This is a genomic window from Kocuria sp. CPCC 205297 (assembly GCF_040981035.1).
GTDB lineage: Bacteria > Actinomycetota > Actinomycetes > Actinomycetales > Micrococcaceae > Kocuria > Kocuria marina.
In genome coordinates this window covers 67,953-87,143 of the sequence record NZ_JAVKPY010000008.1, presented here as the reverse complement: position 1 = coordinate 87,143, position 19,191 = coordinate 67,953, and the positions used below count along the sequence as shown (strand labels likewise).

15 protein-coding genes, 2 tRNA genes, 1 other RNA gene and 1 pseudogene are annotated in these 19,191 nt (G+C 69.1%); 14 read left to right on the top strand and 5 right to left on the bottom strand.

What is annotated here, in order from left to right; genetic code table 11:
• The first annotated feature begins 3 nt into the window (after positions 1–3).
• The 4 genes and pseudogenes from dnaE (at position 4) to RF650_RS09070 (ending at position 6,576) form a co-directional block, all read left to right on the top strand.
• Positions 4–3,558, top strand: a complete 3,555-nt coding sequence (dnaE, locus tag RF650_RS09085; protein ID WP_085105924.1) for a DNA polymerase III subunit alpha — start codon at positions 4–6, stop codon at positions 3,556–3,558.
• Positions 3,559–3,775: 217 nt separating this feature from the next.
• The gene (gene hisD / locus RF650_RS09080) at positions 3,776–5,161 is read left to right on the top strand and encodes a histidinol dehydrogenase (RefSeq protein ID WP_368814716.1); all 1,386 of its coding nucleotides are present in this window, start codon (positions 3,776–3,778) and stop codon (positions 5,159–5,161) included.
• A gap of 3 nt (positions 5,162–5,164) precedes the next feature.
• Positions 5,165–5,605, top strand: a pseudogene (gene nrdR / locus RF650_RS09075) (transcriptional regulator NrdR); the annotation flags it as partial.
• A 329-nt stretch (positions 5,606–5,934) separates the two neighbouring features.
• On the top strand, positions 5,935–6,576 hold the full coding sequence (locus RF650_RS09070; RefSeq protein ID WP_131333085.1) for a GNAT family N-acetyltransferase: 642 nt from the start codon (positions 5,935–5,937) through the stop codon (positions 6,574–6,576).
• 263 nt (positions 6,577–6,839) lie between these two features.
• On the opposite strand, the gene RF650_RS09065 is transcribed toward RF650_RS09070, so the two are convergent.
• Positions 6,840–6,915, bottom strand: a tRNA-Val gene (locus RF650_RS09065).
• Positions 6,916–7,123: 208 nt separating this feature from the next.
• Here RF650_RS09065 and RF650_RS09060 point away from each other — a divergent pair.
• Both RF650_RS09060 and gndA read left to right on the top strand, forming a co-directional pair.
• Positions 7,124–7,194 (top strand) — tRNA-OTHER (locus RF650_RS09060).
• Positions 7,195–7,308: 114 nt separating this feature from the next.
• Entirely contained in the window at positions 7,309–8,766 is a 1,458-nt protein-coding gene (gene gndA, locus RF650_RS09055) for an NADP-dependent phosphogluconate dehydrogenase (RefSeq protein ID WP_368814715.1), read from the top strand.
• Between the two features lie 109 nt (positions 8,767–8,875).
• Here gndA and epsC read toward each other — a convergent pair whose 3' ends face one another.
• From epsC to msrA, 3 genes are all read right to left on the bottom strand, one after another.
• A complete protein-coding gene (gene epsC / locus RF650_RS09050; RefSeq protein WP_131333083.1) occupies positions 8,876–9,460 on the bottom strand; it encodes a serine O-acetyltransferase EpsC in 585 nt (194 codons plus the stop codon).
• A gap of 118 nt (positions 9,461–9,578) precedes the next feature.
• Positions 9,579–10,514 carry a cysteine synthase A gene (gene cysK / locus RF650_RS09045; RefSeq protein ID WP_035961305.1) on the bottom strand — a complete coding sequence of 312 codons (936 nt, stop codon included), beginning with the start codon at positions 10,512–10,514 and terminating at the stop codon, positions 9,579–9,581.
• A 95-nt stretch (positions 10,515–10,609) separates the two neighbouring features.
• The gene (msrA, locus tag RF650_RS09040) at positions 10,610–11,149 is read right to left on the bottom strand and encodes a peptide-methionine (S)-S-oxide reductase MsrA (protein ID WP_035962271.1); all 540 of its coding nucleotides are present in this window, start codon (positions 11,147–11,149) and stop codon (positions 10,610–10,612) included.
• Between the two features lie 70 nt (positions 11,150–11,219).
• On the opposite strand from msrA, the gene RF650_RS09035 reads away from it, so the two are divergent.
• From RF650_RS09035 to RF650_RS09020, 4 genes are all read left to right on the top strand, one after another.
• The gene (locus RF650_RS09035; RefSeq protein ID WP_368814714.1) at positions 11,220–12,101 is read left to right on the top strand and encodes a Nif3-like dinuclear metal center hexameric protein; all 882 of its coding nucleotides are present in this window, start codon (positions 11,220–11,222) and stop codon (positions 12,099–12,101) included.
• A gap of 53 nt (positions 12,102–12,154) precedes the next feature.
• The gene (locus RF650_RS09030) at positions 12,155–12,883 is read left to right on the top strand and encodes a zinc ribbon domain-containing protein (protein ID WP_368814713.1); all 729 of its coding nucleotides are present in this window, start codon (positions 12,155–12,157) and stop codon (positions 12,881–12,883) included.
• A gap of 140 nt (positions 12,884–13,023) precedes the next feature.
• Positions 13,024–13,402: RNase P RNA component class A (rnpB, locus tag RF650_RS09025), an RNA gene on the top strand.
• 14 nt (positions 13,403–13,416) lie between these two features.
• A complete protein-coding gene (locus RF650_RS09020; protein WP_131333079.1) occupies positions 13,417–14,193 on the top strand; it encodes a YaaA family protein in 777 nt (258 codons plus the stop codon).
• Between the two features lie 104 nt (positions 14,194–14,297).
• On the opposite strand, the gene def is transcribed toward RF650_RS09020, so the two are convergent.
• The gene (gene def, locus RF650_RS09015; RefSeq protein ID WP_131333078.1) at positions 14,298–14,867 is read right to left on the bottom strand and encodes a peptide deformylase; all 570 of its coding nucleotides are present in this window, start codon (positions 14,865–14,867) and stop codon (positions 14,298–14,300) included.
• A 125-nt stretch (positions 14,868–14,992) separates the two neighbouring features.
• Here def and RF650_RS09010 point away from each other — a divergent pair, with 125 nt between their 5' ends.
• The 4 genes from RF650_RS09010 to RF650_RS08995 are packed head-to-tail and all read left to right on the top strand — an operon-like array spanning position 14,993 to position 19,177.
• Positions 14,993–16,201: a glycosyltransferase gene (locus tag RF650_RS09010; RefSeq protein WP_131333077.1), complete on the top strand. Its 1,209-nt coding sequence runs from the start codon at positions 14,993–14,995 to the stop codon at positions 16,199–16,201.
• Positions 16,198–17,259 carry a glycosyltransferase gene (locus tag RF650_RS09005; protein WP_131333076.1) on the top strand — a complete coding sequence of 354 codons (1,062 nt, stop codon included), beginning with the start codon at positions 16,198–16,200 and terminating at the stop codon, positions 17,257–17,259. The genes RF650_RS09010 and RF650_RS09005 overlap by 4 nt, the downstream gene beginning before the upstream one ends.
• Positions 17,256–18,332, top strand: a complete 1,077-nt coding sequence (locus RF650_RS09000) for a glycosyltransferase (protein ID WP_131333075.1) — start codon at positions 17,256–17,258, stop codon at positions 18,330–18,332. The genes RF650_RS09005 and RF650_RS09000 overlap by 4 nt, the downstream gene beginning before the upstream one ends.
• Positions 18,329–19,177, top strand: a complete 849-nt coding sequence (locus RF650_RS08995) for a glycosyltransferase family 2 protein (protein ID WP_239320247.1) — start codon at positions 18,329–18,331, stop codon at positions 19,175–19,177. Before RF650_RS09000 ends, RF650_RS08995 begins: the two co-directional genes overlap by 4 nt.
• Positions 19,178–19,191 lie beyond the last annotated feature (14 nt).

Sequence of the window (19,191 nt, the reverse complement as noted above, 5' to 3'; positions counted from 1 at the left end):
GCGGTGACTTCGGCGACCGGCAAAAAAGGCTTCACCCATCTCCACGTGCACACCGAGTACTCCATGTTGGACGGTGCCGCGCGCCTGACCGACCTCTTCGAGGAATGCCACCGGTTGGGCATGGACTCCCTGGCCACCACGGACCACGGCTTCGTCTTCGGGGCGTTCGACTTCTGGAACAAGGCGCGCGCCGCGGGGATCAAGCCGATCATCGGTGTGGAGGCCTATCTGACCCCGGGCACCGCGCGGCAGGACCGTTCCCGCGTGAAGTTCGCGGACGGCGGGCGCGACGACGTCTCGGGCGCCGGTGCCTACACCCACATGACCCTGCTCGCGCAGACGAGCGAGGGCATGCAGAACCTGTTCCGCGCGTCCACCAAGGCGTCGCTCGAGGGTCAGCTGTACAAGCCGCGTATGGACCGTGAACTGCTCAACCAGTACGGCAAGGGTCTGATCGCCACCACGGGCTGCCCGTCCGGTGAGGTGCAGACCCGCTTGCGGTTGGGTCAGTACGACCAGGCCGTGCAGGCGGCCGCCGAGTTCCGGGACATCTTCGGCGCAGAGAACTTCTACTGCGAACTCATGGACCACGGGCTCGGGATCGAGAAGCGGGTCACGCAGGACCTGCTCAAGCTCGCCAAAGAGCTCAACCTGCCGCTCGTGGCCACCAACGACCTGCACTACACGCACGCGGAGGACGCCAAATCCCATGCCGCGTTGCTGTGCGTGCAGTCCGGTTCCACGTTGCAGGACCCCAAGCGGTTCAAGTTCGACGCGGACGAGTTCTACCTCAAGTCCCCGGAACAGATGCGCGAGCTCTTCCGGGACTTCCCGGAGGCGTGCGACAACACCCTGGAGATCGCCGAGCGCTGCGAGGTGGACTTCGACACCTCCGCGAACTACATGCCGCGTTTCCCCACCCCGGAGGGCGAGGACGAGACCTCGTGGTTCATCAAGGAGGTCGAGAAAGGGCTGCACTACCGCTTCCCCGGGGGCATCCCGGACGACGTCCGCGAGCAGGCCGAGTACGAGAAGAAGATCATCATCCAGATGGGCTTCCCCGGTTACTTTCTGGTGGTCGCGGACTTCATCAACTGGTCCAAGGACAACGGGATCCGCGTGGGTCCGGGCCGTGGTTCCGGTGCGGGGTCCATGGTCGCGTACGCCATGCGCATCACCGAGCTCAACCCGTTGCAGCACGGGCTGATCTTCGAGCGCTTCCTCAACCCGGACCGCGTGTCCATGCCCGACTTCGACGTCGACTTCGATGATCGCCGCCGCTCCGAGGTCATCCACTACGTGACCGAGAAGTACGGCGACGAGCGCGTGGCCATGATCGTCACGTACGGCACCATCAAGGCCAAGCAGGCGCTCAAGGACTCCTCCCGCGTGCTGGGCTACCCTTTCTCCATGGGGGAGCGGTTGACCAAGGCCATGCCGCCGGACGTCATGGGCAAGGGCATTTCCCTGCAGGACGTCTACGACCAGGACGCCAAGCGCTACGACGAGGCGGGGGAGCTGCGCGAGATCCTCGCGGACGACCCCGAGTCCATGAAGGTCTTCGAGACCGCCCAGGGCCTCGAGGGGCTCAAGCGCCAGTGGGGTGTGCACGCGGCCGGTGTGATCATGTCCTCGGACCCGCTGATCGACATCATCCCGTTGATGCGCCGCGAGCAGGACGGGCAGGTCATCACCCAGTTCGACTACCCCACGTGCGAGGGGCTGGGGCTGATCAAGATGGACTTCCTGGGGTTGCGCAACCTCACGATCATCTCGGATGCCCTCGAGAACATCACGCTCAACCGGGACGGGTTCGTCCTGGACCTCGAGCACCTGCCGATCGACGACGCCGGTTCCTACGACTTGCTCGCGCGCGGTGACACCCTCGGGGTGTTCCAGTTGGATGGCGGGCCCATGCGTCAGCTGCTCAAACTGATGCGCCCCGACAACTTCGAGGACATCTCCGCGACCATCGCGCTGTACCGCCCCGGGCCCATGGGTGCGAACTCGCACACCAACTACGCGCTGCGCAAGAACGGCGCGCAGGAGATCACGCCGATCCACCCGGAGCTCGCGGAACCGCTGTCGGAGATCCTGGGCACCACGTACGGGTTGATCGTGTACCAGGAGCAGGTCATGGCGATCGCCCAGAAGGTGGCCGGCTACTCCCTGGGTCAGGCGGACATCCTCCGCCGCGCCATGGGCAAGAAGAAGAAGGCGGAGCTGGACAAGCAGTACCAGGGCTTCCACCAGGGAATGATCGACCGCGGGTACTCCGAGGACGCGATCAAGGCGCTGTGGGACATCCTGCTGCCGTTCTCGGACTACGCGTTCAACAAAGCACACTCCGCGGCCTACGGGCTCGTGTCCTACTGGACGGCGTACCTCAAGGCGCACTACCCGGCCGAGTACATGGCCGCGCTGCTCACCTCGGTCGGTGACGACAAGGACAAGCTCGCCATGTACCTGACCGAGTGCCGCCACATGGGGATCACGGTGCTGCCCCCGGACGTCAACGAGTCCGAACTGAACTTCACCCCGGTGGGCACCGACATCCGCTTCGGCATGGGCGCGGTGCGCAACGTGGGGTCCAACGTGGTGCAGGCCATGGTGGACGCGCGCACCGAGCAGGGCAAGTTCACGTCCTTCACCGATTTCTTGGCCAAGGTCCCGGCCGTGGTGTGCAACAAGCGCACCATCGAGTCCATGATCAAGGCCGGTGCGTTCGACCAGCTGGGTCACACGCGCCGCAGCCTGGTGATGTGCCACGAGCAAGCCGTGGAGGACGTCGTCGCGCAGAAGAAGAAGGAGGACAACGGCGAGTTCACGTTCGACATCTTCGCGATGGGCGGCGCCGACGACGCCGAGCAGGAGACATTCTCCGTGGAGGTCCCGGAGGTCCCCGAGTGGGAGCGCAAGGACCTGCTGGCGTTCGAGCGCGAGATGCTCGGTCTCTACGTCTCCGACCATCCCCTGCGCGGGCTCGACGACGCCCTGGGCCAATACACGGACACCGCGATCGCCTCGCTGCTCACCGAGGAGAACACCCGTCCCGACGGTGCGGTGATTACCGTGGGTGGGATGATCACGTCCCTGTCCCGCAGGATCGCGAAGTCGTCCGGCAACGCGTACGCGCGCGTCGAGCTGGAGGACCGCTCGGGATCCATCGAGATCATGTTCTTCGGCAAGGCATATGCGCCCATCGCCGGGGTCCTTGCCGAGGACCTGATCTGCGTGATCAAGGGCCGTATGCAGCGCCGCGACGACGGTTCCATCTCCATCTCCGCCCAGGAACTCACGGTGCCCGAGTTGAGCGTGGATGGTTCCTCGGGACCCGTGTGCGTGGCCCTGCCCGAGCACCGGGCCACGGAGGCCGTGATCCGCCGGATCGGGGAGGTGCTGCGCAATCACAAGGGGGACTCGGAGGTGCGGATCCACTTGGACACGCATCGCAGCGTCCAGGTCATGCGCCTGGGCCCCGAGTACCGGGTCAACCCGTCGCCGGCCCTGTTCGGTGACCTCAAGGTCCTCCTGGGCCCGGCCTGCCTCGAGGCGTGACGACGCGGCGCCGGGCGCGTCACCGGGCGCTCGTGAACGGGCGGCGTCGAACGGGCCGCGGTTCGACGCCGCACGGGTAGTTGCGCCACGCTGCCCGGGCCGCCGCGCGGCGTCGGACTTGACGCTGCGTGACCTCGGCATGCACGGTGCGTGGGTTCTAGCCGTGTGCGGGTGTTGCCCGAGCGGTCCGCGCGGGGCGCGATTGTAGACTGGGCGGGTGAGTGAGTACAGCCTTGAATCCGCATCCCCGGCGACCACCGGTTCCCACCTGCGGGTCATCGACCTGCGGGGACGGCACCTGGACTGGAACGAGCTGCGTGCCGCGGTGCCGCGCCAAGCGGCGTCGTCGGTCGCTGAGGCGGAGGACAGCGTCCGCTCGATCATCGAGGACGTGCGCTCCCGTGGCGCGCAGGCGCTGCGGGATCTCGCCCTCACGTTCGACGGCGTGGACCAGCATCGGATCAGGGTGGCGCCCGAGCAGATCGAGCGCGCGGTGGCCGAACTCGACCCCGCGGTGCGCCACGGACTGGAGTCCGCGATCGAGCGCACGCGCGCCTTCGCCCGGGCGCAGCGACCGCAGGACGTGAGCGTGGAGGTCGCCCCCGGTGCCGTCCTGCGCCACAGGTGGACCCCGGTGCGTCGCGCAGGGCTCTACATCCCCGGTGGGTTGGCCGTGTACCCGTCCTCGGTCGTCATGAACGTCGTGCCGGCCCAGGCCGCGGGCGTGGAATCCGTGGTGCTGTGCTCGCCGCCCCAGAAGGACTTCGACGGACTGCCCCACCCCGTGATCCTGGCCGCGGCCGGTCTGCTCGGTGTGGACGAGGTGTGGGCCGTAGGCGGCGCGCAGTCGCTCGCCGCCTTGGCCTACGGGATCACCGATGGTGAGGACGTCCTGGAACCCGTCAACACCGTGACCGGCCCGGGCAACATCTTCGTGGCCATGGCCAAGCGGCAGTTGCGCTCCGTGGTGGGTGTGGACGCCGAGGCCGGCACCACCGAGATCGCGGTGCTCGCCGACGACTCCGCGGATCCGAGGTTCGTGGCCGCGGACCTCATCTCGCAGGCCGAACACGATCCCGCTGCGGGGTCCGTGCTGATCACCGATTCCGAGGACCTGGCCCGGGCGGTCGAGGAGCAGCTCGCAGTCCAGGTGCCCGCCGCCAAACACCGTGAGCGGATCGCCACGGCACTGGGCGGACCCCAGTCCGGGGTCGTGCTCACGAACGACCTCGACCAGTCCGTGGCGGTTGCGGACGCGTACGCCGCCGAACACCTCGAAATCCACACGCGGGACGCCGCCGCGGTGGCCGCGCGAGTGCGCAACGCCGGTGCGATCTTCGTGGGCCCGTACAGTCCCGTGCCCCTCGGGGACTACGCCGCCGGTTCCAACCACGTGCTGCCCACGGGCGGGACCGCGGTGTTCAACTCGGGACTGCAGGCGGCGTCGTTCATGAAGGCCGTGCAGGTCATCGAGTACAGCAAGAAGGCGCTCGCGCAGCTCAAGGACGACATCGTGGCGCTCGCGGACACCGAGGACCTGCCCGCGCATGCTCGCGCCGTCACGATCCGCTCCGAGGCCGCCGCACCGGGCCGGGAAGGCTGAGCCGTGCACTGCCCGTTCTGCCGGCACAACGACTCCAAGGTGGTGGATTCGCGCACCTCGGACGACGGCACATCCATCCGCCGACGCCGCCGGTGCACCGAGTGCGGCCGACGCTTCTCCACGCTCGAGACCACGACCATCTCGGTGATCAAGCGCTCGGGGGTGACCGAACCGTTCGACCGCCAGAAGATCGTCAACGGCGTGCGCAAGGCATGTCAGGGTCGCCCCGTCAGCGAGGACGACCTCGCGATGCTCGCCCAGGAGGTCGAGGAATCCATCCGCGCCTCGGGCAGTGCGGAGGTCGAGGCGCACGACGTGGGCCTGTCCATCCTCCCGCCCCTGCGCCGCCTGGACGTCGTGGCCTACCTGCGGTTCGCGTCCGTGTACCAGGCGTTCGACGACCTCGAGGACTTTGAGCGCGCGATCAACGTGCTGCGCGATCAGCAGGCGGAGCTCGCGGGTCAGCAGACCCTCGTTCCTCCCGCTGCGGGTCCGGGAACCAACGGTGGCGTACGACGTCGCTCGGGCCGGCGCCCCGCCCAGGGCACGGACGCGGCGTCGGAGGACACTGCCGCGGAGGCCCCCGAGGACGACACCGCACCGAAGAAGGCCGCTCCGACGCGGCGTCGCCGGGCCAAGAAACCGGCGGAGACGCCCACGCAGCCGCGACTTCTCTGATCGTCGCACGTCCTTTGCCTGCCGGGTGAACGAGCACGTCATGGACGGGTTCGGCACCCGGCCCGCTCTTAGGGGCGTGCTGTTACTCTCTGGTTGTGCATACGACTCAGGGCGCCGACCACGACGCCGCGCAGCAGATCGACATCCTCCCCGCGGCCGCCGCGGACACACAGCGCGCCGCCGCGACCCTGGCCCGGGCGTTCTCGGTGGACCCCCACGTGGTGGGTCTGCTCCCGCCCGGTGACGTGATCGGGTCCCTGACCGTCCTGTGGGAACGCATCGTGCGGGAGACCCTGCAGGCGGGCGGCCACGCGTATCTCGCCGAGCGGCGGGGTGAGGAGCGACCGTTGGGCGTGGCCCTGTGGGAGGCCCCCGGGAGCAAGGTCTCGATCCCTCGGATGCTTCCGGGTCTGCTGGCCTACGCGCGGGTGTTCCGTGATCGCCTCCCGGATGCCTTTGCGACCGAGTTCCTGGCCCATCGCCAGCATCCAGCCACCCCGCACTGGTACCTCAAGGCCGTGGGCACCCTGCCCGATCTGCAGCGGACGGGCGTGGGGAGCATGCTGCTCAACGAACGGCTCGCCCACATCGACCGCGAGCACACTGGGGCGTACCTGGAGGCCTCCACGCTGGACCTCGTGCCCTTCTACTCGCGTTTCGGCTTCATCTCCCGGGGACCGGTGCCGTCCCGCGGGACGGTCCCCGCGATCGGGATGTGGCGCCCGCCCGTGGCGTGAGGGACCGGAAGGTTCCCTCCGGGTCCCGCGGAGATCGCCCTGAGATGCGCCTTGCGCACCTGTGCGAGTTCGATGCTGCCAGCGATCAATGCGGCCACGGGGCTCAGGGACGTGCCGTTAATACTCGTGTCGACGACGCCGTCCACGATGCGCTCTGAGAGTCCCCACCGTCTCAGTAGACCTGCATCGCTCGACCTAGGAGATAGGCCGGGGCCATGCCGCGACCCCGGCGCGGCGGACTTGACGTCCGTTCGTCGTACGTGTGGTGGGCCCTACCGGGATCGAACCGATGACATCCACGGTGTAAACGTGGCGCTCTACCAGCTGAGCTAAAGGCCCGGGATCGGGTGGGCACGACTGGACCAGCTGCCAGCACCCGATTGCGGATCAGCCTACCCGCAGGTCACGGCGGGACCCAACACGATGCACGAGTCCGTGTGTGATGTTGACCACGAGAGGTTCCCCGTTCGGCGTCGCGTTTGACACCGCGCGGTCACGATGCGTTAAGCTAATGATGCAAACGCGCTCGGTGACGTGTTTTGCTTGAGGGGACGCTGGTGCGCTAGATCGCTTTCGGGCGTGACAGATACGGCGGTTCGATTCCGTCGGTCTCCACCACTTCGAGAAATCCCCGGGACTCAAGTCCCGGGGATTTCTGCATGTCCGAGCGTGTCCGGGGGAACATGCGGCAATCGCTGCAACCCCGCAGGGCAGATGCGTAGGCTAGGGACCATGGCAGCAGAAAAGAAAGCTCACATCGGCGTCACCGGCCTGGCCGTGATGGGCGCCAACCTGGCCCGCAACTTCGCGCACCACGGGTACACCGTGGCCCTGCACAACCGTTCCGAGGGCAAGACCACGGCCCTCATGGAGGAGCACGGTTCCGAGGGGAACTTCATCCCCACCGAGACCATGGAGGAGCTCGTCGATTCCCTCGAGAAGCCGCGCCGCGTGCTGATCATGGTCAAGGCGGGCGCGCCCGTGGATTCCGTGATCGAGCAGCTGACCCCGCTGCTGGACGAGGGCGACATCATCATCGACGGCGGCAACTCCTACTTCCAGGACACGCGGCGTCGTGAGCGCGAGTGCGCAGAGAAGGGCCTGCACTTCGTGGGCGTGGGTGTCTCCGGCGGTGAGGAGGGCGCCCTCAACGGCCCGTCCATCATGCCGGGTGGTTCCGAGGAGTCCTACAAGAGCCTGGGCCCCATGCTCGAAGACATCTCCGCCAAGGCGGACGACGGCGCTCCGTGCTGCGCGTGGATCGGCACTGACGGCGCGGGTCACTTCGTGAAAATGGTGCACAACGGCATCGAGTACGCGGACATGCAGGTCATCGGTGAGGCGCACGAGCTGCTGCGTTCCGTGGCCGGACTGGAGCCCGCCGAGCAGGCGGACGTGTTCGAGGAATGGAACACCACCGAGCTGTCCTCCTACCTCATCGAGATCACCGCGCAGGTGCTGCGTCAGGTGGACTCCCGGACGGGCAAGCCCTTCATCGACGTCGTCGCGGACGCCGCGGGTCAGAAGGGCACCGGCCGCTGGACCGTGCAGGAAGCCCTGGAACTGGGCTCCCCGGTCACCGCGATCGCCGAGTCGGTGTTCGCCCGCGCCCTGTCATCTTCCGAGCCCGTGATGCGCAAGGAGGCCCAAGAGGTGCTGCCCGCCGGCATCGGGGACACCACCGAGGACGTCGTGAAGGACCCCGGGTTCGTGGAGGACGTGCGCAAGGCGCTGTACGCGTCCAAGCTCGTGTCCTACGCGCAGGGCCTGGACATGCTCACCATGGCGGGGCGGGAGTACGGTTGGCAGCTGGACCTCGCGACCATCGCGAGCCTATGGCGCAACGGCTGCATCATCCGCGCCGAACTGCTCAACGTGATCATGGCTGCCTACCAGGGGGACAAGGCCCCGTTGAACCTGCTGTTCGCGCCCGAATTCATCACGTCCATCGAGGACGCACTGCCGTCGTGGCGCCGCGTGGTGGCACGCGCCGTCGAACGCGGCATCCCCGCCCCGGTGTTCTCCTCCGCGCTCGCGTACTACGACGCTCTGCGCCGCCCGCGGCTGAACGCCGCCCTGACCCAGGGCCTGCGGGACTACTTCGGTGCCCACACGTACAAGCGCATCGACGACCCGGACTCCAGCTTCCACGTGCTGTGGAGCGGGGACCGCTCCGAGGTCGTGTCCTGAGCACGTGAACCGTCGACCGCTCCCGAGACAGGGGGGTGGTAGCGAGAACGGGCCGGGCCCCCACGTGGGGACCCGGCCCGTTCTCGTCGAACTCGTCAGGTAGTCAGCTTCAGATCCACATCGCGGGATCGATGTAGGTTGCGGGGTCCACGAGCGGTTCCTGCTTCTCCGGGGTGCGCTGGCGCACCTTGCCGGGGATGCCGGTCACGATCGAGTCCTCGGGGACGTCCTTGACCACCACGGCGTTGGCGCCCACGGAGGAATCATGGCCCACGGTCAGGGGACCCAGGATCTTGGCACCGGCACCGATGGTCACGCGGTCCTGGATCGTGGGGTGACGCTTGACGGGTTCCAAGGAGCGACCACCGAGGGTCACGCCGTGGTAGATCATCACGTCGTCACCGATCTCCGCGGTCTCACCGATCACCACACCCATGCCATGGTCGATGAAGAAGCGCCGACCGATCGTGGCGCCCGGGTGGATCTCCACGCCCGTGGCCCAGCGGGCGAGCTGGGACACGGTGCGCGCCAGCAACCGACGGTCCGGGTTACGCCACAACCGGTGGGACAACCTGTGGGCCCAAATGGCGTGCAGCCCCGAGTAGTTCAGAGCGATCTCCAGGTTGGACCGCGCCGCGGGGTCGTGCGTCCGAGCCGTGTCGAGGTCCTCGTTGAGTCTGCGCCAGAAGCTCACGTGTGTTTCCTCTTCCGTGGTGTGCCGGGGTGGGCCGCCCGCCGTGAAGAACGGGTGCCCGGGGTGCGCCTCACTTGTGGTGCGCATCCCGGACACCCGCACGGTCGGGTCGAGTGGATCAGCCCCGGATGTCTTCGTACAGGATCGTGGAGATGTAGCGCTCACCGAAATCGCACACCACGGCGACGATGAGCTTGTCCCGGTTCTCCTCCTTGGCGGCCTCTTGCAGGGCGGCCCACACGATGGCGCCCGAGGAGATGCCGCCCAGGATGCCTTCCTGGGTGCCGAGCTCGCGGGCGTACTTCACGGAGTTCTCCACGGTGACGTCGTAGACGTCGTCGTAGATCTCACGGTCGAGCACGTCCGGGACGAAGTTCGCGCCGAGACCCTGGATCTTGTGGGGGCCGGCCTTGCCCTCGGTCAGCAGCGGGGAGTCGGAGGGCTCCACGGCCACGAGCCGGATGTCCGGCTTCTGCTCGCGCAGGTACTTGCCCGCGCCGGAGATGGTCCCGCCCGTGCCGATACCGGCCACGAAGACGTCCACGGCGCCGTCGGAGTCGTTCCAGATCTCGGGACCCGTGGTCTCGTAATGCACCTGGGGGTTGGCGGGGTTGGCGAACTGGCTCGCGAGGATCGCGTTGTCCGAGGAGTCCACGATCTCCTGGGCCTTGTCCACGGCGCCGCGCATGCCGTCGGCACCCGGGGTCAGCACGATCTCCGCACCGTAGGCGCGCAGCATGACCCGGCGCTCGGTGGACATGGTCTCGGGCATGGTCAGAATGACCTTGTACCCGCGGGCAGCACCCACCATGGCCAGGGCGATGCCCGTGTTACCGGAGGTGCCCTCCACGATCGTCCCACCGGGCTTGAGCTGGCCGGAGGCCTCGGCGGCATCCACGATGGCCTTGCCGATCCGGTCCTTCACGGAGTTGGCGGGGTTGTAGAACTCGAGCTTCACGGCCACGTTGCCGGGGAGGTCCTTGTCCAGGTGGTTCAGGCGGACGAGGGGAGTGCCTCCCACGACCTCGGTGACGTCGTTGTAGATCTTGCCCATGACATGTCTCCTGTTCAGTCGGTCCGCGGGGCATGGCACACGTGCCGGTCCCCGCACAGAGTCTTCTCCAGCGTATCGGTGGCCCGGGTGGCGGCTCAGTCGTTCAGCCACACGGCGTAATGTTGGCGCACCTTCGCGAGCTTGGGGTTGATGATCACTTGGCAGTAGCCGTTGAATGGTTGGTTCCCGTAGAAGTCCTGGTGGAAGTCCTCTGCCTCGTGCACGGGCCCGAGCGGCTCGATGGTGGTCACCACGGGATCGTCGAACAGGGTCTGCGCCCGGGAGATCGCGGCCTCGAAGAGGTGCCGTTGCTCGTCGTCGGCGGGGAACATGGCGGAGCGGTACTGCGTGCCCACGTCGTAGCCCTGGCGGTTGAGCGTGGTGGGGTCGTGGCCCGTGAAGAACAGGTCCAGAATCACGTCGGCGGGAACCACGGAGGGATCGAACGTGACCTCCACGGCCTCGGCGTGGCCCGTGGTGCCCGAGCACACGGACTCGTAGTCGGGGTGGTCCGTGTGCCCTCCCGTGTACACACTGCGCACCCCCTGCACGCCGCGCACCCTGCGGTAGACGGCGTCCAGGCACCAGAAGCAGCCACCGGCCAGCACGAACGTCTGCGGTGTCGATGAAGTCATGCCCAGTACAACGCGTGACGCGCCAGAAGATTCCCGCCGCTCGCCCAGCGCGAACTCCTAGGATGAGGCCATGAGCACCGAACGCCCGTCCGACGCCCCGCCCACGCTCGAGGACGTGCTCGCCGCCGCGGACACTCTGTGGCCCTTCCCGTTGCAGGAGGACTGGGACGCGTCCGGGCTCGTCACGGGGCGGGCGGAGCAGCCGATCCGGCGGATCCTCTTCGCCGTGGATCCCGTGGCCGCCGTCGTGGACGAGGCCGTCTCCAGGGGCGCGGACCTGTTGCTGACCCACCACCCGCTGCTGCTGCGCGGGGTCACCTCGGTGGCCGCGCACCTCTTCAAGGGCCGTGTGATCCACGACCTCATCGAGAACCGCTGCGCCCTGCTGTGTTGCCACACGAACGCGGACTCCGCGCGCCGGGGCGTGTCGGACGCCCTGATCGCGGCGTGCGGTGTCTCTCCCGACGACGCCGCTCCGCTCGTCCCGCACGACACGGACCCCCGCGTGGGGCTGGGTCGGGTGGGGACCCTGACCACGCCGGTGACGTTGCGCGAACTCGCGGGCCGACTCGCGCAGCGGATCCCGCCCACGGCGCAGGGCCTGCGCGTGGCCGGCGATCCCGAGCGACCCGTGAGCACCGTGGCGGTGTGCGGGGGCTCCGGGGACTCCCTCTTCGACGAGGTCCGGGCCCACGGGGCGGACGTGTTCGTGACCGCGGACCTGCGCCACCACCCGGCCTCCGAAGCGCGGGAAGCCGCCCTGGGCCCCGGGGGATCGGGCACCCCTGCGCTGATCGACGCCGCCCACTCCGCGAGCGAGGCCCTGTGGTTGCCGTGGGCCGCCGAGGACCTGCGGCACGAACTCGAGCGGCGGGGATTCGCCGTGGAGACCTCCGTCAGCTCGCTGCGCACCGATCCGTGGGACTTCCGGATCGACACGCCCGGGACCTGAAGCACACGCGGACCCACCACCGCACTCAACCAGCCGCACCCCAGGAGAACGCCATGACCTCACCCCGCTCGGCCCTTCCCGCCCTGTTGGAACTCCAGTCCGTGGACTCCCGATTGCTCACCGTGATGGCCCGGGCCAAGGAGTTACAGACCTCCGAGCGGGTGGCTTCCCTCATGGCCCGGCGGACGCAGGCGATCGCGGCGGCCCGCGCCCTCGAGACCGCCCAGCAGGAGGCCGAGCGGGCGGTGGCCGAGGCGGAGCGGGAGGTCACCCGGATCCAGGACCGGATCGACAAGGACACCGAGCGGCTCAACCACGGCGGCTCCGCCAAGGACCTCATGGGCATCCAGCACGAGATCGACACCCTCACCGCGCAGTGCGGACGGGCCGAGGACGCGCAGTTGCAGGCCATGAACCACGCCGAGGAGGTCACCGCGGACCGGGACCGGAAGCTGCCCCTGTTGCGCCGCGCGGACGCTGAGGCCCGCGCGGCGGTGGCCGAGCGGGACGCGGAGCTGTCCCGGCTCAAGGAGGAGCACGCGCGGCTGACCGCGGAGCGCTCCACGCGTGTATCGGAGTTCACTGATCCCGCCCTGCTGAGCCGCTACGACGGCCTGCGCACCGCCCGCGGGGGAGGCCGGATCGCCGTCGCACGCTTCGAGAACGGAACGTGCGGGGCGTGCGGCACCCGGTTGAGCCCCGCCGACGCCGCGGCGCTGACGAATACTCCGCCGCAGACCGTGCCCCAGTGCCCCGAGTGTTCCGCGCTGCTCCTAGTGTGAGCCCGGGCTTGCATGCGTCCGGTCCTGAACTGCGCGGCCCGCTCATCATCGGCCGCTCGCATTGACTCGGGTGCCCCGCGCCAGGGGTGCCAGGCGTTGAGCGTCGGGTGGCCCGGCGGCGCGGTAGGATCGACGGTGGACAGGTGGGCCGGGCGACCGCGCGGCGTCGTCGTGAGGGACGGCGTCTCGAGGAAAGTCCGGGCTCCGCAGAGCAGGACGGTGGGTAACACCCACTCGGGGTAACCCGCAGGACAGTGCCACAGAAAACAGACCGCCCGCCGCGAGCGGGTCAGGGTGAAAAGGTGGTGTAAGAGACCACCAGCGCGCCGGGTGACCGGCGCGGCTCGGTAAACCCCGTCCGGAGCAAGGCCATGCAGGGCGCGTTCGAGGGCTGCTCGCCCGAGCGTCCGGGTAGGCTGCTCGAGCCGTGCGGCAACGCACGGTCTAGATGGATGGTCGTCACCGCGGTGAGGGTAACCGCCCGCGGCACAGAACCCGGCTCACAGGCCCACCTGTCCCTCTACACTCGTGGGGTGCTGATTCTGCTGCCTCCCTCCGAGTCCAAGACCGCGCCCGCGACCGGGAATCCCGTCATGCCCGCCGAACTCAGCTTCCCCGAGCTCTCACGTGATCGTGCAATGTTGGCAGAGCACCTCGCCGAGGTCAGCGAACGCCCGGACGCCCTAGAGATCCTGGGCGTGGGGCCGTCGCTCGCGGACGACGTCGCCCGCAACCGTGAACTCGCGACTGCACCTGCCGCGCCCGCCCCCGACGTCTATGCGGGGGTGCTCTACGAGGCGCTGGATGTCAGCTCCCTCGCCCCCGAGGCCCGCGAGGTCGCCGATGCGTCGCTGCTCGTGATCTCAGCACTGTGGGGCGCGGTGCGACCCACCGACCGCATCCCCGCCTACCGCCTGAGTATGGGGACCGCGCTACCGGACACCGGCAAGCTCGGTGCGTGGTGGAAACCGCGATTGACCCCGGTGCTGAACGCGCTCGCCGCCGACGGCGTGATCGTGGACTGTCGCTCGGCGGCCTACGCCGCGGCGTGGAAACCTCCCGCCGCGCGGACCGTCACGGTACGGGTCGAGCAGCTCAAGCCGGACGGGAGCCGGTCCGTGGTGTCACACCACGCCAAACACACGCGGGGACTCGTGGCCCGTGCGCTGTGCGAGATCGGGGGAGTGGGGCGTCCGCTGGACACCGTGGAGCAGGTGAGCGCGGCGCTGGCCGAGAGGTTCACGGTGGAACTGACCGAACCCACGACCCGCAAGGCGGGCACGCTCACGATCGTGGTGGATCCGCAGTAACCAAGCCGCACTGAGCCACGGGCAGCAACCGACTCGCCCGACGAGGGCGCTGAGACGGGGCCTGCCGCCACGGCGCGTCCGTGATGCGGGATCCCCTCAGCGGGTCAGTGCCCGAACGGGTCCTCGTCCACACCGGGCAGCCACGTCGAATCCTTGCCCCACTGTTCCGCGGAGATGGCCTTGCGGGCCTTCTTGGACCACTTGCGGTTGAGCCGGTCCACGTACAGCTTCCCGTCCAGGTGGTCGTACTCGTGCTGCATGACCCGGGCGAACCAACCGTTGGCCTCGAACGCCACGGGGTCCCCGTTCTCGTCCTGCCCGGCGATCCGCACCCAGTCCGCCCGCTTGAGGGGCCAGGACTGGCCGGGAACCGAGAGGCATCCCTCGGCCTCGTCGTCCGGGTCCGGGGCGGTCTCGGAGATCCGCCCGGTGCTCAGGACGGGGTTCACGAGCGTGCCGCGCGGGGGCACACCGTCCTCGTTCTCGAAGATGTAGGTGAAGATCCGCAGCCCCACCCCGATCTGCGGCGCCGCCAGACCCACGCCGTGGGACGCGTCCATGGTCTCATGCATGTCCGCCACGAGCTCGCGCAGGGCGTCGTCGAAGTTGGTCACCCGGGCCGCGGGGCGATGCAGCACGGGGTTACCGGAGATCACAATGGGACGGACGGTCATGCGGAGAGCACCTCGGGATTCACGGGTGGACGTCATCTGTGGGCGTGGTCCCTGGACCCACGCCGCGCGGCCGCGCGGAGGGCGGGCGGACGGAGGACAATATATCGTGTCCCTGACCATCAGTAATGTGTGTATCGTCGCCGGGGGCCGTGCACACAATCGGCTCAGGCACCGGATCCCGCGCCGTTCCCGGTCCGCACAGCCAGCGGGCGTCCCATCCGTTCACGTCAGTTCTGCGCAGGAGGTCACATCGAGTGAGGGTCGCGTCCCTACCCCACGGTCACGTGTACGTCGAGCACCTCAGTGACCCCGGCGCCGTGCAGCCCGTCCACCGGTTGCCGGACCCCGCGCCCGCACACCCGGTCCCCGGAGCTCCGTGGTGGCCCCTCGTGATGCTGAGCGAGGCCTGGATCCGGCGGCACGCACACGAGTTCGACATCTACCACCTGCACTTCGGGTTCGACCAGACCTCACCCGCGGAGCTGCGACGGATCGTGGACACCCTGCACGAGCTGGGCAAACCGTTCGTCTATACGGTGCACGATCTGCGCAACCCCCACCAGACGGACCCCGCCGCCCAGGACGCCGCCCTGGACGTGCTGATTCCGGCCGCCGACGAACTGATTACCCTGACCGACGGCGCAGCACGCGTGATCGAGCGGCGCTGGGGCCGCCGGGCCACGGTCATCCCGCACCCGCACCTGCTCCCGCTAGACCGGTGGCGCGATCACGCGCCCGTGGGATCCGTACCCGTGGTGGGACTCAACTTCAAGAGCATGCGGGCGAACATGAACCCCCTGCCGGTGGCGCGCGTGCTGCTCGAATGCGCGTCCCGCGGGGAGATCCGGTTGCAGCTCGACGTCCACACAGACGTGGTCACCCGGGGCGCCCCGCACCACGACCCCGTGGTGAGTCACCTACTGGAGACCGCGCGTCGGACACTCAACGTTCAGGTCAACGTCCACGAGTTCTACACCGACGAGCAGTTGTGGGAGTACCTGCGCGGGCTCGATCTCTCGGTGCTCGCGTACCGCTTCGGCACCCATTCCGGGTGGCTCGAACTGTGCTACGACCTGGGCACCCATGTCCTGGCGCCGTCCGTGGGGTTCTACCACGAGCAGCATCCGGGTGTGCTGCGCTTCGACTGGGACCGGGACGGTCAGCCGGACGCCGATCAGATCCGGGAAGCGCTCGCGGGTCTGCGCGGGAACGCGCCCTGGCAGGCGAGCGCCTTGGAACGCACCCAACAACGACGTCGCATCGCCGCAGCCCACGCCGAGGTCTACCGCCGCGCCGTCGTGGTCCGGGAGGCCGGGAAAGGGGACGCCGCATGAAGGTGGCACTGCTCGCGCATGACCGGTTCCCGATCGCCCCGCCGTTCTCCGGGGGTCTCGAGTCCTTCACATGGCACCTGGCCCGCGGGCTCAAGTGCCGCGGGATGGAGGTGGTGGTCTTCGCTGCGCCGGGTTCCGACCCCGAGCTCGGGGTCGAGGAACTGGACGTGGAACCGCTCGTGCTCAGCGACGAGGCGCGCAACGACGTCGCCATGCCACCGGAGGCGCAGGTGCGGGAGACCTTCTCGTACCTGCAGGTCATGCGGGACTTCGCACGCCGCCCGGACATCGACGTGGTGCACAACAATTCGCTGCACTTCCTGCCCATCGTGATGTCCCCGGCCATCCCGCAACCCCTGTTGACCACCCTTCACACCCCGGCCACCCCGTGGCTCGAACCCGCGCTGCGTCTCACGCCCACGGCACCCACGGTGGCCGTGAGCGATTCGGTGGCCCAGATGTGGAGCAAGGTCACGCCCGCCCGCGTGATCCGCAACGGCGTGGACCCGCACGAGTGGCGACCGGGACCCGGCGGGGATGCCCTCGTGTGGTCCGGGCGCGTGGTCCCGGAGAAGGCCCCGCACATCGCGGCGCTGATCGCGAGCATGGCCGGGTGGAAACTGCGGATCGCCGGGCCCATCGCGGATCGGCACTACTTCGAGGCGCGGCTGAAGCCGTTGCTCAACGAGGACATCACCTACGTGGGTCACCTGGACACGCAGCAGCTGCGCACCCTGGTGGGCAATAGCGCCGCGAGCCTCGTGACGCCCGCATGGGAGGAGCCCTACGGCCTCGTGGCCGCGGAGGCCATGGCGTGCGGCACGCCCGTGCTCGCGGTGGCCCGCGGCGGCCTGAGCGAGATCGTGCGCGATCCCGGTGGGCACACGTCCCAGCCCGGGGCGAGCGAGGTGGAGACGGTGGCGTCCGCGGTCGCGGAGCTGCCCCGCGTAGTGGCCCTGGACCGCACCAGGGTGCGCCACTACGCGCTCGAGCACTGTTCCCTCAACGTCACCGTGGACGCCTACGCCGCGCTCTACCGGGAACTGGTGAGCGCGTGATTGGGTACTACATCCACCACCAGGGTCTGGGCCACCGCAACCGGGCCACCCAGATCGCCCGGGAACTCACGGTGCCCGTGACGGGGTTCAGTTCCCTGGAGCGCCCGGAGGCGTGGCCCGGCGAGTGGGTCCAGCTGCCCCCGGACGTCGCCCAGGACCCCGTGGACCCCACCGCCAACGACGTGCTGCACTGGGCGCCTCTCGAGCATCCCGGGTACCGGGAACGCATGGGTCTTATGGCGCAGCGCCTGCGCTCGGATGTGGAACTCATGGTCACGGACACCTCCGCGGAGGTCACTCTGCTCGCGCGTCTGATGGGTGTGCCCACCGTGGTCATGGCCATGCGGGGGGATCGCACCGATCGCACCCACCGTGCGGCGTACGACGCCGCGACCGCTCTGATCGCGCCGTGGTCCCGGGAGACCGCGGAGACCTATTGGCCCGAGGAATGGACCCGTAAGACCACGTTCACGGGGGCCATCTCCCGCTTCGACGTCCCCGTGCGGGTGCCGGGCTCCTCCGCCGAGCACGTTCCGGGCGCGTACTCTTCCGGCGAGCCAGCTCCCGGTGCGCGCACCGCGACGCGAGGTGCGAGCGGGAGCGGCGCGAGCGACGTCGGCGGCCAACGCGTCCTGGTGGTGTGGGGCCGCGGCGGGACCGACGTGGGGGACACCGAGATCGAGGCGGCTCGCGCGGCGACCCCCGGGTGGTCGTGGACCGTGCGCTCGCCGGAGAACCCCTCCCCGGACCTGTGGCGCGAACTGCACGAGGCGGACGTCGTCGTCTCCCACGGGGGCAACAACGCCGTGGCGGAGCTGTCCGCGGCGCACTCGCGCGCCGTCGTCGTCGCCCAGCCGCGACCGCACGACGAGCAAGCCGCCACGGCCGCCGCGCTCGAGCGCGCGGGAATCTGCGTGGGCCTGCAGCACTGGCCCGACGCCGCCGCGTGGCCCCGGTTGCTCGCACGTGCCCGGCAACTCGGCGGCTCCCGCTGGGACGCGTGGCGCCATGGCGACGGCGCATACCGTGCGGCGCGCGCGCTCGAGGACCTGCTGCACGGGGTCCCGTCGTGACGGCCGCTGCCCTGATCACGATCGTGAGCGGACGGCACACCCACCTGCGGCGGCAACGGGACTGGGTGGCCGCGCAGAGCGAACCCCCGATCACCCATGTGGTCGTGAGCATGGGCGATCCCGGGATCCGCGGAGTGCTCGAGCAACGGCCGGAACTGCCCACCGACCTCGTGGAACTGCCGCCTGCCGTCGAACTGCCGTTGGCCGCCGCGCGCAATGCCGGCGTGGCACGCGCGGAGCAGCTGGGCGCGGACACCGTGGTGCTACTGGACGTGGACTGCCTTCCCCACCGTGACCTGATGGCCGATTACACGCGCGCCCTCGAGCGGCTCGCAGACCAGCGCGCCGTGGTGAGCGGGCGCGTGCAGTACCTCCCGGAGGGGATGACCGAGGCCGATTACACGCCCGAGGGCGTCGCCCGCGCGGGACGGGATCACGCCGCCCGCGTGCTGCCGGAGCCCGGGGAACTGGTCGAGGGCGACCCCCGGATGCTGTGGTCGCTGACGATGGCGACCACGGTACGGACGTGGCACGCGGCGGCCGGATTCGACGAGCGCTACGTGGGCTACGGGGGCGAGGACACGGATTTCGGTCAGCGCCTGGCCGCGAGCGGGGGGAGCCTGTGGTGGCTCGGCGGAGCCGCCGCGTACCACCAGTACCACCCGACCCAGTCACCGCCCGTCCAGCACGCCGCGGCGATCGCCCGCAACGCCAACCTCTTCCGCCGTACGTGGGGGTTCGACCCCATGGAGGGGTGGCTGCGGGAACTCCGCAACTTGGGGGTCTTGACACGCGCGGGGGAGGACTGGCACGTCTTCGAACAGGGTTCGACCGATGATGCGTGAGCATACGATTATGC